Genomic DNA, 12,570 nt, shown 5'->3' with positions numbered 1-12,570 from the left:
CCCATATTTAAAAAAATAGTTTTTTTAATGTTAATAGTAACATATCATGTAATGTTAGGTCTGAGCACGCATTGACGACTCTCTTAAAATATGTGACTATTTAAAAAGAGGAGATTTATGTTAGATTACCATTTGGAGAGAAAAATAATGGACCGTGTAACCATCGTCCGCTTATTATGTCAATACCAGCAACTGACCATTCATCAGATTTGTCAGCAAACACCGTTTTCTTATAAAAAAGTCATGACGATTATCGGAGAGTTGCAGGAGATTTATGCGGATTTCACTGTCTTCCACTATGATAAAAGTGTCATCACACTAACAAAAGACTATACGCAACAAAAAGAGTTCCTGCTACATCGTCTTTATCAGGAGTCCCTTGTTCTAAAAGCCTTAACTTTTTTTCTATCTGACTCTCAAGATTATTTCGATAGTTTTGCACAGTCAGCATTTATTTCTCTGGCTACTGCATACCGCATCAAGCAGAAATGTCAGCATTTTTTAGCTAGTGTTGGCCTGTCTATTCATAAAAATCACATCAGTGGACCCGAATACCGAGTTCGTTACCTTATTGCCTTGCTTCAGTATCGCTATGGTTGTAACATTTATCCTCTTACTAATAAGGACATGAACTTAGTTGAGTCCTTTGTCCTAGCAAGCAATGCCCAGATTTCACAGGATTCGTTATCTTTTAGACCAGAGAGTTTTCAATTCTTTGCGATCTTGATTGCCTTGACCTGGAAACGTCAAACCAATCACCCCAACTTGCCTGATACAGAAACATTTCGTGATTTTAAACAGTTGTTCTCTTATGATCGTTTACAAATCATTTGTCAAGAAGTCCTAACTTCTGACGCCTGGTCTTTGTCCGAGACTGATATTGATTATTTATTCCTTATTTACTTAACCCTTAACACACCTCTGTTTAAAGACCAATGGACATCAAAAGATATCGAGCAAACCCTAACCATCGTCACTCAAAAAACACCTATCCGACATTTAATCCTTAAGTTCGAACAACTGCTCGGACCTCAGATAACGTCTTCACAACCATTTCTGATTTTGATGGTTTTTCTGATGAAACAATGCTTTTTGAATTTGCAATGCCTGACTCCCTACCAAGAAGCCACTCCTTTTTCGGCAAGAAAAGAAGATCCTTTTTTCGCTTTAGTTGATGATCTTATTTCAGAGTGGGCCCAGGAAGTTAACCTAACACTGACCTTAACTCCTCATCGGTTTACCATTCAGCTAATAGAGATGATAAAATCTCAACTTCCCCCAATTGCTGTCTATGTTTTTGCAAATACCATCACTAATCTTCATACCTTAACAATGATTTTAAGTCAGCAATTTTCCTCTAAAATAGCTTCTATTGAAGGCGTCAACTTTTTATCAGAACCTTTAAAACAACATCGTCATCGACGAAAAAGTCTCATCCTTGCTGAGCATAATTGCTTGCCATACCTCAAAACCGTTTACTCAGAAGATGACTATGTCTTTGTCGAGGTGGCCTACGATGCCTATGAACTCTATCAAGAGGACGTTTTCAATGCTTTTCATCAGTTAAGACAGGAACAATACCAAACCTTTATTGCTTCTATTTGTCACAGGCACAAGCGTCTCAAAAATCATGACACTTACTAAAGTCATCATGACAATGTCAGTTGTTACTAGGTGTTTCATTCCTGAACGTGCATTAGCTTTTTTAACTAAACGATAACTTGTAACGATCTCATAACAAAAAACCATCTCTATTTGCTAAACCATTGGTTAACAAATAGAGATGGTTTTAATGATTAGCTTGATAGAGACGTCCGTAAAGAAGGTAATCAACCTGGCGAAGGTCTTGGATAGTGCGACAATCAAGGGCGCACATGATTAGCTTGAGGTCTTCTTTCCACCCGTTCACGATATCAATCACGCGCTCAACAGGGTATTTTTCGACCAGTTCGAGAACAGTTCGCGATAGTCCCACAGCACGCGCCCCAAGCACCAGACATTTAATCATGTCTAAAGGATGTCTCACACCCCCTGAGGCCAAAATTTCCACGTGATCCAGGAGCCCTTGTGCATTTAGCAAGCATTGAACAGTAGTTTGACCCCAGTCGTTGAGATACGAACGTTCAAGGCCGCGTTGGTTTTCAATGTAGGCAAAGGAGGTACCTCCCCTACCTGAGATGTCAAAGGTTTGAATGCCTAGTTCATGAGCGATTTTAATAGTGCTGACATCCATACCAAAGCCAACCTCTTTGAGGATAATCGGCACTCTAATCTGACTCGCATAATCTGCTAAGTGTTGCTTCCAAGTTTGGAAGACTCGTTCACCTTCTGGCATCAACAATTCTTGCATCACATTGACATGAACCTGCAAAAATAAGGGATTCATCTCTTTAACAGTCTGTTGACCTCGTTCTACAGGCTTGTCCAATCCAATATTAGTGGCTAGTTTTAACCCTTCTGCTACCTCATGCAATCGGTAAGAGTCATCGTTCGGATTTTTCAAAGCAGCGCTATAAGATCCAGTCACCATGACAATGCCAGTAGCAGCTGCCACTTTAGCTAATTTTTCATTAACTGCTTTTCCTTTTTGACTCCCCCCTGTCATGGCATTAATGTAAAAAGGAAACTCAAAGTCCTGTCCTGCAAAATGAGTGCTCAGATCAATATCAGCGATATCATAGCTAGGTAAGGAATGATGTATCAACTCCATGTCATCAAAAGCATTGTAAGGCGATTGATACTTGAGAGCATATTTGATATGGTCATCTTTACGATTCGTCATGGTTTCCCCACCTTTCTTGATACAATAAGTCAATATCAGCTGCTTGCCATCTATTAATAAGAGTCTCTTTGGCTTGGCGGTCAAAGGCAAGGGCAATACCACAATCTCCACCACCAGAGCCCGACGACTTAGCAGCGGCATCTAGCCCCTGACAAGCCTCAACTAGAGTTACTAACTTCGGATGGTAAATGGCTGGGTCGAGAGTCTTTAATAGCTGACTAACTCTTGTTAAACTTGTTTTGAGAGCTTCTTTGTGTCCGGATTGCAGAGCTGCAATAGTCTCTTGACTCAACTGATAGCTAGTCGTCAAAAAACTGGGGCTAATCTTTGCCTTTACCTGTTGAATCATCTGACTAGAAATAGAGGGAATCTTAGTCCAGCCAACCAAAAAGTCACACGACAAAGCTGGTTCAATAATCTGAATCTGATACCCCCAATCTTTGGCTAGAAGATCTCGTAAAGGCATGTCAGAAAGCCACTGGCTAACTTGCTGTCGGTCAAAAGAGGTGTAAGCAACTAAGGTTTGATAAGCAATACAAGCAATATCTCCCATAGAGCCATTATCCTCTTGAACTAGTAACGTATAAGCAGCTAGTTTAAAAAGAAGCTCTGGGCTTAAGGGCTGTTGATAATAAGCTGACAGAGCTTTCAAAGTTAAGAGCGTGACACTCCCACTTGAGCCAATTCCAAATTTTTTGCCATCTCGCTCTAGTTTGCCTGTAATAGACAATGAAAAGGGGTCTAATTGTTCCACCGACTGCCCCATATAGTTTGCAAAAGTCTTAATCGTCGCTTGAATCAGACCATACGAAGCATCTGGCGTCATATCAGCCTTGTGGTCAAACATATCTGAAGCTAGCTGAAGATGAGATGACGGGCCTATTTCTGCCGTCATCATCAGGGGAATAAACTGAATCAGTGCCAGCTGGCCCGGCTCTAAAATAGCATATTCTCCTGTCAGGTATAATTTGCCACCTGTTTGTACACGGTAATTAAGCATCTGGTAAGTCCTTTGTCTTTGAGACAATGATTCGGTAATCTTTTTCAAATCGTGTTGCTAATGTCTCAAGATCTTTTTCTAGACAGAGAACCTTCACATTTGGTCCTGCATCCATGGTAAAGTAGCAAGAAAAGCCTTCCTGACGGAGTTGTTTAACAGCTTCCATTGCTTGATAGGAGTCGTCTGTGAGATAAGAAAAAGAGGGATTAGCGGTTTTGGTCGTGGCATGCATAGCCAGAGCATTGGACTCTGCTAACTGACCGACCCTCTCAAAATCATTGGCTTTAAGATAAGTCAACATGTTTTGATAATCCACTGCTGATTTTTCTATCCACTCATCAAAGGTAGTAGACGTCTCACGACATAATTTCATACCATCTCGGCTAGAAATTGGCTTTTTAGCATCATTCAAAACTAGCATAATCATAGCCATTTTCAGGTCTGTGTCCACCTTATAAATGTTACCGCTGTCTTTATCCCAAGCAGCAACCGGACCAAAAAAGGAACGAGAGGCTGAGCCTGATGCAAATTTAGCTTTCTGAGCTAGAGCTTTTTGATCTAACTGAGTGTTAAATAACTGATCACAAGCTTTGACCAAAGCTGACAAACCACTGGAACTTGAGGAAAGGCCTGCAGCTGTTGGCATATTATTTTGAGTTTCGACCTTAACAAAGGGCTGATTAGGTTTTCGAAACTGGTCTATGATAGCCGAAATCTTGGCATGCTCCTTATCATCTTGTAAGCAACCATTGATGTAAAATTGGTCACTTGATGCTGTGTCTGGTAGGAAAGAAACACTGGTTGTAGTGAACATGTTTTCCAAAGTTAACGAAATACTAGAGGTTGAGGGAATCATTTTAGCCTGGTCTTCTTTCCCCCAATATTTGATAATAGCAATATTTGCATAGGATGTTACAGTTATAACATTTGGATCCACGTGTTTACGGCTCCTTCTTCTTGTAATTTATGGCTAATGGTTTCTGCCATTTCCTTAGTATCAGCCAGAGCAATCATACAACCTCCCAAACCGCCTCCACTCATTTTAGCACCAAGAGCACCTGCCTTGAGAGCAGCATCAACTAATTGATCAGCTTTAGCGATGCTCACTCCGATAGCTTTTAAGGCGGAATGAGCCTGGGTCATGAGCTGACCAATAGCCTGATTGTCTTTTTGAGTAATGGCTTTTTCAACAGCTTCAGTCAACCTACCTAACTTAGCTAGATAAGGTAGATTGGTTTCTTCAAACTGGGCAACCTTATTAACAGCTTCACGGGTATGCCCATGGACACCAGTATCCGCAATGATTAAAAAAGCACCTAAGTCAATTTTAATGGTCTCAAAACCAATATTTCGAATAAACTTGATGGCATGGTCACTAAGACAGGTTTTGGCATCTAAGCCACTGGGATTGGTATGAGCAATAATTTCTGCTTTATTGACTAAAATTTCCAACAACTCATCTGGTAGTGATTTTTGAAAATAAGAGAATACCGCCCTAATAGCTGCAATAGAAACAGCCGCCGAAGACCCCATCCCTCGTTTTTGCGGCACTTGGGACACAATTTCATAAGCAATTGGTTCTTCTAGGTGCTGCAAATGATCTAAAGCAGCATAAATTGCTGTTGATAACGTGTCATAAAAATCAAAGGTTAGAGGCTTGTCTGCTGGAAAAATATGGCAGACAACTTCAATATCTGTGAGTGGCAAAGCAATCGCTGGGTAACCGTAGACAACGGCGTGTTCCCCCATTAAAATAATTTTACTATGCGCTTTACCGTATCCAATCTTTTCGTTCATTTTCTTATCTTTTCGTTGTTCATTCTTTTAAACTGTTACCTTACTATTTTACACTAAATCCTTAGAAAATGCGATGATATACCTTTTTTAGTCTTTGTCAGCAAACCACTTAAACCACATAAAAAAGCTATCTAAGACATATTAGATAGCTTTTAAATAGAGTGCCGAAGTTATCATGAGAATAATGACGGCTCTTGCCACGATTTTATACCTTTTCTTGTAATTTAGAAAGCTGCGCATAAATACCACCTTTTGCTAACAATTCTTGATGGTTTCCACGCTCGACAATCCGTCCCTTATCTAAGACAAAAATAGTATTAGCAGATTGAATCGTCGATAGGCGGTGAGCAATGATAAATGTTGTTCGACCTTGTTTCAATACTTCCATAGCTCTCTGGATAATTTCTTCTGTTTCCGTATCGATATGGGAAGTCGCTTCGTCCAGGATAAGAATTTTAGGATTCGTAATTAATGTTCTGGCAAAGGCAATGAGTTGCCGCTCGCCGCTAGAATACGACGCCCCTTTTTCATAAACAGGCTCATGAATCCCTTTATCTAATCTACCAATCATAGGCCCTGCTCCAACCTTTTCCAGAGCTTCTATCACTTCTTGATCACTGTAGCTTTGATTCCCCATGGTCACATTAGAAGCAATGGTCCCTGAGAAAAGATAGGGATCTTGCAACACGATTCCCATTTGGGAGCGCAAGCTTTCTCTAGAATAGGCTTGAATATCCTGCCCATCAACGGTAATCATTCCTGACTGAGGCGTGTAAAAACGATAGAGGAGATTCATAATTGAAGATTTACCTGATCCGGTATGCCCAACCAACGCAATCGTTTCTCCTTGTTTAGCTTCTATTGTGATATCTGTTAAAACATTTTTGCCCTCTTCATAGGCAAACGACACGTGATTAAAGCTGACATTTCCTTTGTCAATATGTATCTCCTTGGGATTATCCTCTTCCAGCTCTTGGTCTAATAGAGCCATTAAACGGCTACCTGTTGCTTGTGACCGCTGAATATTAGGCAGCTGCCTAACCATTGTTCCTAATATATCAAATAAACGGGTGAGGTAATTTAAATAAATAAAGAGTTTCCCCACTGTAATTCCTGGCTTTCCTTGTAAAAATTGATAGCCAATAAAAGCTAAAATAGCAGAAATCATGGTGTACTTCACCAATTCTGTTAAGGTCCACGAAGCCACAGAATCAGCAAAGATGATTTTATCATCTGCCTTTTTCATCTGATTAATTTGCTGGTTAAAGTCTTCTAGCATATGATTTTCTTGGTGGAAAAGCTGGATAATGGAAACCCCATTCATGGTTTCATTGACTTGAGTGTTGACAGCACTTCTAGCGTCATAAAAAGCTTTCATAGGCTGGTCTGTTAAGCGTTTATAAAGAACTTGAATGCCATAAAAGATAGGGATAACTAATAGTAACAACAGTCCTGATCTAAGATTCAGGTAAATCATTACCCCATAAATAAAGATAATTTGAGCCATGCTGATGATAATCTGCGACAACAGATTGTCATAAAATTGGTTTCGCAACGTTTCAGTATCGTTGACAATGCGAGTCGCAATTTTACCAGCAGGTTGGTGATCGAAATAAGAAATCGGTAGGCGTTGCATGACATCGAAAGCTTGTTTTCTTAACTGTGTAACCACCTTATTCGAGGAATAAACCAGGCTCCGATAAGAGACATAACGTAACAGGGCTGATCCTATAATCAGGGCTAAATAAAGCCAGCTCAACTGCTCAAAATGAGCTAAAACGATAGATTTTCCTTTTGCTAACGGCGTCAAGTAATGATCAATCAGTTGTTTTAATAATAGTGGGGCTATTTGTCCAGCTGCCGTTGCCAGTAACAATAGCCCGATTCCCGTGGCAAAAGCTGCTTTAGCCACTTTGATTTCGCTTAATAAGCGTTTAAATAAGGCCATCTTAGTCCTCCTGTGCTTGTTGACGTTGGTATTGTTCATAATACCAACCTTTTTGTGCAAGAAGCTGGTCCGGTTTTCCTTCTTCAACAATCTTGCCTTGATCAATCACAATTACCCAATCGGCATGTTGAATAGCTGATAGACGGTGACTAACAATAATCGTTGTTTTACCTTGCCTTTCTTCCTGAATATGAGTAATAATCTCTGTTTCTGTTTTAGCATCTACGGCCGATAAAGAATCATCTAAAATTAACAAATCAGGCTCTGACAAAAAGGCTCTGGCAATGGAAATCCGTTGCTTTTGACCACCTGAAATAGATAAGCCACGCTCACCAATTTTAGTGTCTAGCCCTTTTGACAACCCTTTTAGATCGTCAGTAAAAGAAGCCGTCGCAATGGCAGCAAGAATGTCTTCTAAAGTAGCATCCTCTTTCCCCATGGCGATATTTTCAGAAACTGTTTTTGAAAAGAGCACATGTTCTTGTGGCACGTAACCGATGTGTTCTTCTAAAGCGTGACGTTGGTACTCCAGAACATGGTGCCCATTAATGTAAAATTGACCTTGACCAACTGGGTATTGCCTCAACAATTGACGCACGAGAGTCGTCTTTCCAGACCCAGTTTTTCCGACAATCCCTAATGTCTCACCTTTATTCAACACCAGGTTAATAGCGGACAAACTAGGCTTACTGCTCTTAGCGTAAGAAAAAGAATAATCCGCTAGACGAATCTGATCGTAGCTCTCCAGCTTCAGATGCCCGTCTTCTTCGAGGTCATCACCGGTCTCGATGAGTTCATTGATTTTATCAAATGAGGTCCGCCCAGTCTGATAAACAAGAATAAAATCAGATAACATGGCAAACGGTTCCACTAGAGAAACCAAGTATAACTGCAAGGCAATCACTTGACCTAAACTCACCTCTCCTTTACTGATAAAGTGTAGGCCAACCGTCAAAATAATAAGAGTACTGATAGCAATCATCACACTATAAATAGGGAAGTAGAGGCCTCTGTAACCAGCAATGCGATTCCAACGATCAGCTAGCGCCTCAGCTTTTTGCACAAAATGATTTTCCATGTAATCTTTTTTACTATAGGCACGCATCACACGGATGCCTTCGACAGTCTCGAGGACCTCATCACTTAAGTTGGAAATAGCCTCACGAGCATCCTCAACCAATACTTCTTGTTTTTTAGTAATAAAATAAGTTATGACCATCATGATGCTAATGGGAATCATACCGATGAGTGACATTTGCCATGATATCAAAAACATGGTTGGAATAATAAAGGCAATCATCCCACCAGCATAAAGAATAATCATCAGGCCATAACCAATAAAGTCCATTAAGGCTTCAACGTCTGTCGAAAACCGGGTCATCATATCACCGGATCTAAATTTTTCATAAAAAGGCGTCCGCATAAAAACCAATTTACGAAAGGCACGTTGTTGCAAGTCAAATTTAAAATGCACTGCCTCTTGGAAAAGCTTGAGATGCCAGACATAAGCCGTGGCATATGACAATATCGTTGCTCCTAAGAGAACCAAAACATGGCTCATCAAACTTGCTTGAGTCAATTGATACCGAAACATAGCATCAATTAAGCTTTGAATCACTTTTGTCGGAATAATCAGGGATGCGTCATAGACAAATAGTGTCAAGGCAATAATGATGTAAGTCCATTTGTTTTGTTTAATGTAACGACTCATTAAGGATAGCATGTTATCCTCCTTCTTCTTTTCAGTTAACCAGTTTGACAAGTTTTTGTCATCAAACAGGAATTTGGGTACACAAAAAGCCCGCAATAAGATATCCTTCCTACCGCGGGCTTTACTGTTTTCTATTAGTCACACTAAAAGAAACTAACTTTTTCGGCTAGAAAGGAGGGTATTCTCAAGACAGTTCATACGTTTAGTTGAAATGTTCATGATATTGTTCTCCTTTCTTTTAATCTGTCTATCATCTTAGCACACCTCATAAGCTTTGTAAATAGGTTTTTAAAACTTTTTACATTTTTCTGCCAATTTTATAGAATGAAATGTTTGTTTTTTAAACGTTTTCACTTTTACAATCTTTCCTATTTTTTAAAAATATTTCTCTTTTTAGCAACATTTTATTGAATTCTAGTGTAAATAATAGTAAACTTGACTTGTAACAATTACTTTAACTTATTAGGAGATTTTATGAAAAAGCATCTTGTTTTAAAAAGTAGTGTGTTGAGTGTCTTTGCTGGTTTTTCAATGCTAGTAACAGGGGTTCAAGCTGATCAGGTCGATGTGCAATTGCTTGGTGTCAATGACTTCCACGGTGCCCTTGATACAACAGGTTCAGCCTACATGCCAGAAGGTAAAGTAGCCAATGCTGGTACTGCCGCTCAATTGGATGCCTACATGGACGATGCCGAAACTGAGTTCAAACAAGCAAGCCCAGAAGGCACAAGTATCCGTGTCCAAGCAGGAGACATGGTCGGGGCTAGTCCTGCCAACTCCGGACTATTACAAGACGAACCTACTGTAAAAGTTTTCAATAAAATGGGCTTTGAATATGGCACCCTTGGGAACCATGAGTTTGATGAAGGTCTAGCTGAGTTTAATCGTATCATGACAGGTCAAGCACCTGCTGCTGATTCAACGATTAATGACATTACCAAAAACTATGAGCATGAAGCTTCTAAGCAAACCATTGTCATCGCTAATGTGGTTGACAAAGAATCCAACAAGATTCCTTATGACTGGAAACCTTATGCTGTCAAAGATGTACCTGTGAATGACAAATCCGTTAAAGTTGGATTTATCGGTATTGTCACAACAGAAATTCCAAATCTTGTTTTAAAACAAAACTATGAACAATATAAATTCTTAGATGCTGCTGAAACCATCGTTAAGTATGCCAAAGAATTACAAGGACAAAATGTGAATGCGATTGTTGTTTTGGCTCACATTCCTGCAACAAGTAAAGATGGGGTCGTTGATAATGAAGTGGCGACTATTATGGAAAAAGTTAACCAACTTTACCCAAATCACAGTGTGGATATTGTCTTTGCAGGACACAATCATCAATACACTAACGGAACTGTTGGTAAGACACGTGTTGTCCAAGCAGTCTCTCAAGGTAAGGCTTACGCTGATGTTCGTGGAACTTTAGACACTGATACTAATGATTTTGTGGCGACGCCAGAAGCTAAAGTCATCGCCGTAGCACCTGGTGTCAAAACTGGAAGTGCTGATATCAAAGCTATTGTTGATCAGGCTAATGAAATTGTTAAAACGGTTACTGAACGTAAAATCGGTACTGCTTCAACGTCTTCTACCATTCCTAAAATGGAAAACAATGACAAGGAATCTCCTGTTGGTAACTTGGTAACAACTGCTCAACTGGCTATCGCTAAGAAAACTTTCCCTAACGTTGATTTTGCTATGACAAACAATGGTGGTATCCGTGCGGATCTTGTTGTTAAAGATGATCAGACCATTACTTGGGGAGCTGCACAGGCTGTTCAACCATTTGGCAATATCCTTCAAGTTGTTCAAATAACCGGTCAACAAATCTATGATGTGTTGAACCAACAGTATGATGAAGGTCAAAAATACTTCCTTCAAATGTCTGGTCTTAAGTACACTTACACCGACAACGAAGCTAAAAATCCTGAGGTTCCATTTAAAGTTGTTAAAGTCTATAAAGATAATGGTGAAGAGCTTGATTTAGCTGCTAATTATACTCTTGTTGTCAATGACTTTCTTTATGGTGGTGGTGATGGCTTCTCAGTCTTCAAATCAGCTAAGTTAATTGGCGCTATCAATCCTGATACAGAAGTCTTTATCGAGTACATCAAAGATTTAGAAGCTGCTGGTAAACCTGTTTCTGCGACTGTCAAAGGGGTGAAAACTTATGTAACCTCAACACTTGAAGGCTCTACTAAGACAGATGACACTGGTAAACATGATATCATCAGCAGAATCTTCAGAGACCGCGCTGGTAATATCCTTTCTACTGAAATTGTCTCTGACCTTGTCACACCTGCTGTGAAAGCTGACGAGAAGAAATTAACTACTCCTAAACAAGCAGAAGAACTTGCTGCTAAAAGTAAGACTGCCAATGCTAGTCTTCCAATGGCAGGTAGCAATCAAAGTTCGTCTACCCTCATGATGATTCTTGGCTTCCTAACTTTAGGTGGTGCTGGGCTTCTTAAGAAAAAAGACAGAAACTAAAATCTCGTTTCTATCCACATAGCTAATCATACCCCATTCTCTTATCGAGGATGGGGTATTTTTAGTGTCCTACTGTTAGCTAAAAGCATAAAAAAGCCAAGCAAACAGTCACAACTCCCCTCGACACACTAATAGCTATCTCTAGCGATTAAGGAACTTGTTATAACTGCCTTGCCGGCTTTTGGGTTTATATTAAAACACCTTCTAAATGATCTAACTCATGTTGGCAAATTTGAGCTGGTAAACCTGATAATCTTAAGCGTTTAGGCCTCCAATTAAGGTCAACGTATTCAACTGTGATACTAGTATAGCGTTTGGTCTGACGGCTACCAGTTAAGGACAAGCATGACTCTTCTGTCTCATAAGCTTCTTTCTTAGAGACCATAACGGGATTAAACATCACCAAATCCACAAATCCCATGCTGATGATAATCACACGCTTCTGCTCACCAATCATATTAGCAGCTAAGCCAAGACAATGATCTCTATGGAAAGACAGGGTATCTTGTAGGGCTTGACCAATCCATAAATCTTCTTTAGTAGCAGCTTTGGACTTTTGCTGCAAGAAAAAAGTATCTGTCACAATCTCTCTAATCATCTTTTCTCCCCCTAATGCAAATACTGTTTTCAAAGCAGTATGATGTGAATGACTCATCTCTATTATACCAGATGCGATAGGGAAAATCTCTCGAGAATTGCTTAAGGACACGCCGTACGCATGAAAACTTTCTCTTCATCCTTTTGTGCCCGGACATCAATTTTGAAAAGATTCCTTTTTAAATCAATCATCTGCTTAGCCTCTTTCTCCAAATAATTGGACTAAATAATCTTTC

General features: G+C 39.8%; 9 protein-coding genes. 2 read left to right on the top strand and 7 right to left on the bottom strand.

Annotated elements, in window-relative coordinates; translation table 11 throughout:
- Nucleotides 1-117 precede the first annotated feature (117 nt).
- Nucleotides 118-1,644: a helix-turn-helix domain-containing protein gene (locus tag ACYTR8_RS03220; protein WP_479641662.1), complete on the top strand. Its 1,527-nt coding sequence runs from the start codon at nucleotides 118-120 to the stop codon at nucleotides 1,642-1,644.
- Between the two features lie 145 nt (nucleotides 1,645-1,789).
- Here ACYTR8_RS03220 and fni read toward each other — a convergent pair whose 3' ends face one another.
- The 6 genes from fni to ACYTR8_RS03190 all read right to left on the bottom strand — a co-directional run bounded on the left by fni (nucleotide 1,790) and on the right by ACYTR8_RS03190 (nucleotide 9,250).
- Nucleotides 1,790-2,782, bottom strand: coding sequence for a type 2 isopentenyl-diphosphate Delta-isomerase (gene fni, locus ACYTR8_RS03215; protein WP_479641661.1), 993 nt, complete (start codon nucleotides 2,780-2,782; stop codon nucleotides 1,790-1,792).
- Nucleotides 2,769-3,782 carry a phosphomevalonate kinase gene (locus ACYTR8_RS03210; RefSeq protein WP_479641660.1) on the bottom strand — a complete coding sequence of 338 codons (1,014 nt, stop codon included), beginning with the start codon at nucleotides 3,780-3,782 and terminating at the stop codon, nucleotides 2,769-2,771. The genes fni and ACYTR8_RS03210 overlap by 14 nt, the downstream gene beginning before the upstream one ends.
- Nucleotides 3,775-4,719: a diphosphomevalonate decarboxylase gene (mvaD, locus tag ACYTR8_RS03205; protein ID WP_111716182.1), complete on the bottom strand. Its 945-nt coding sequence runs from the start codon at nucleotides 4,717-4,719 to the stop codon at nucleotides 3,775-3,777. The genes ACYTR8_RS03210 and mvaD overlap by 8 nt, the downstream gene beginning before the upstream one ends.
- Nucleotides 4,701-5,579, bottom strand: coding sequence for a mevalonate kinase (gene mvk, locus ACYTR8_RS03200; RefSeq protein ID WP_111716180.1), 879 nt, complete (start codon nucleotides 5,577-5,579; stop codon nucleotides 4,701-4,703). Before mvk ends, mvaD begins: the two co-directional genes overlap by 19 nt.
- A gap of 205 nt (nucleotides 5,580-5,784) precedes the next feature.
- Nucleotides 5,785-7,527: an ABC transporter ATP-binding protein gene (locus tag ACYTR8_RS03195; protein WP_111716177.1), complete on the bottom strand. Its 1,743-nt coding sequence runs from the start codon at nucleotides 7,525-7,527 to the stop codon at nucleotides 5,785-5,787.
- 1 nt (nucleotide 7,528) lies between these two features.
- Nucleotides 7,529-9,250 (bottom strand): ABC transporter ATP-binding protein, encoded by a 1,722-nt coding sequence (locus tag ACYTR8_RS03190; protein ID WP_479641659.1) that lies wholly within the window; start codon nucleotides 9,248-9,250, stop codon nucleotides 7,529-7,531.
- 462 nt (nucleotides 9,251-9,712) lie between these two features.
- Here ACYTR8_RS03190 and ACYTR8_RS03185 point away from each other — a divergent pair, with 462 nt between their 5' ends.
- Nucleotides 9,713-11,737, top strand: a complete 2,025-nt coding sequence (locus tag ACYTR8_RS03185) for a surface-anchored 5'-nucleotidase (protein ID WP_269760697.1) — start codon at nucleotides 9,713-9,715, stop codon at nucleotides 11,735-11,737.
- A gap of 187 nt (nucleotides 11,738-11,924) precedes the next feature.
- Here ACYTR8_RS03185 and ACYTR8_RS03180 read toward each other — a convergent pair whose 3' ends face one another.
- Nucleotides 11,925-12,335: a peptide deformylase gene (locus tag ACYTR8_RS03180; protein ID WP_111716170.1), complete on the bottom strand. Its 411-nt coding sequence runs from the start codon at nucleotides 12,333-12,335 to the stop codon at nucleotides 11,925-11,927.
- Nucleotides 12,336-12,570: the final 235 nt, after the last annotated feature.

Source organism: Streptococcus sp. F2 (genome assembly GCF_056500955.1).
The sequence above is the reverse complement of the archived record's forward strand: the minus strand, read 5'-3'. Positions and strand labels throughout refer to the sequence as shown.

What these genes read in the sequence shown, in the direction of transcription:
- ACYTR8_RS03220 (WP_479641662.1), top strand. Translation starts at nt 118, where the DNA reads ATGTTAGATTACCATTTGGAGAGAAAAATAATGGACCGTGTAACCATC.
- fni (WP_479641661.1), bottom strand. Translation starts at nt 2,782, where the DNA reads ATGACGAATCGTAAAGATGACCATATCAAATATGCTCTCAAGTATCAA.
- ACYTR8_RS03210 (WP_479641660.1), bottom strand. Translation starts at nt 3,782, where the DNA reads ATGCTTAATTACCGTGTACAAACAGGTGGCAAATTATACCTGACAGGA.
- mvk (WP_111716180.1), bottom strand. Translation starts at nt 5,579, where the DNA reads ATGAACGAAAAGATTGGATACGGTAAAGCGCATAGTAAAATTATTTTA.
- ACYTR8_RS03195 (WP_111716177.1), bottom strand. Translation starts at nt 7,527, where the DNA reads ATGGCCTTATTTAAACGCTTATTAAGCGAAATCAAAGTGGCTAAAGCA.
- ACYTR8_RS03190 (WP_479641659.1), bottom strand. Translation starts at nt 9,250, where the DNA reads ATGCTATCCTTAATGAGTCGTTACATTAAACAAAACAAATGGACTTAC.
- ACYTR8_RS03185 (WP_269760697.1), top strand. Translation starts at nt 9,713, where the DNA reads ATGAAAAAGCATCTTGTTTTAAAAAGTAGTGTGTTGAGTGTCTTTGCT.
- ACYTR8_RS03180 (WP_111716170.1), bottom strand. Translation starts at nt 12,335, where the DNA reads ATGATTAGAGAGATTGTGACAGATACTTTTTTCTTGCAGCAAAAGTCC.